Here is a 1,107-nt window from a genome sequence, read left to right on the forward strand (position 1 = left end):
AGAGGAATTCCCTATTTTAATAAAAATAGGGAGTTTTTTGATAAGAGAAGAAAAAAGCAAGTTAAAAAAGACTAATTTTTTTAATTTACCAAAGCTAGTGGTGGCATGAAATAAAGCGAATACAGGAGAGGGAAAAAGCGAACGTAAGATAAAAAAAGGTATAAAAGTCACAGTTAATTCTTGACAAGTTTAGTTAGGTTTGATAGAATATAATAGTTGTCGCAAGAGACGAGGGTCTTGAAGCGATAAGCTAGACCATTGAAAACTGAATAAAGAAGAATGACTCATGTGATGTAGTAAGATACATCAAAAATCTGTCAATCAATAATGAAAGACAAGCCAGTCACTAAGGTGACTTAAATACTTTATTTGAGAGTTTGATCCTGGCTCAGGACGAACGCTGGCGGCGTGCCTAATACATGCAAGTTGAGCGCTGAAGGTTGGTACTTGTACCGACTGGATGAGCAGCGAACGGGTGAGTAACGCGTGGGGAATCTGCCTTTGAGCGGGGGACAACATTTGGAAACGAATGCTAATACCGCATAAAAACTTTAAACACAAGTTTTAAGTTTGAAAGATGCAATTGCATCACTCAAAGATGATCCCGCGTTGTATTAGCTAGTTGGTGAGGTAAAGGCTCACCAAGGCGATGATACATAGCCGACCTGAGAGGGTGATCGGCCACATTGGGACTGAGACACGGCCCAAACTCCTACGGGAGGCAGCAGTAGGGAATCTTCGGCAATGGACGAAAGTCTGACCGAGCAACGCCGCGTGAGTGAAGAAGGTTTTCGGATCGTAAAACTCTGTTGGTAGAGAAGAACGTTGGTGAGAGTGGAAAGCTCATCAAGTGACGGTAACTACCCAGAAAGGGACGGCTAACTACGTGCCAGCAGCCGCGGTAATACGTAGGTCCCGAGCGTTGTCCGGATTTATTGGGCGTAAAGCGAGCGCAGGTGGTTTATTAAGTCTGGTGTAAAAGGCAGTGGCTCAACCATTGTATGCATTGGAAACTGGTAGACTTGAGTGCAGGAGAGGAGAGTGGAATTCCATGTGTAGCGGTGAAATGCGTAGATATATGGAGGAACACCGGTGGCGAAAGCGGCT

General features: G+C 44.1%; 1 rRNA gene. It reads left to right on the forward strand.

The features are described 5' to 3' along the window. Window positions 1-365 precede the first annotated feature (365 nt). A 16S ribosomal RNA gene (locus tag ABT114_RS50490) occupies window positions 366-1,107 on the forward strand; the annotation flags it as partial.

The sequence above is a fragment of the Streptomyces sp. NPDC002088 genome (assembly GCF_040296605.1).
Lineage (GTDB): Bacteria > Actinomycetota > Actinomycetes > Streptomycetales > Streptomycetaceae > Streptomyces.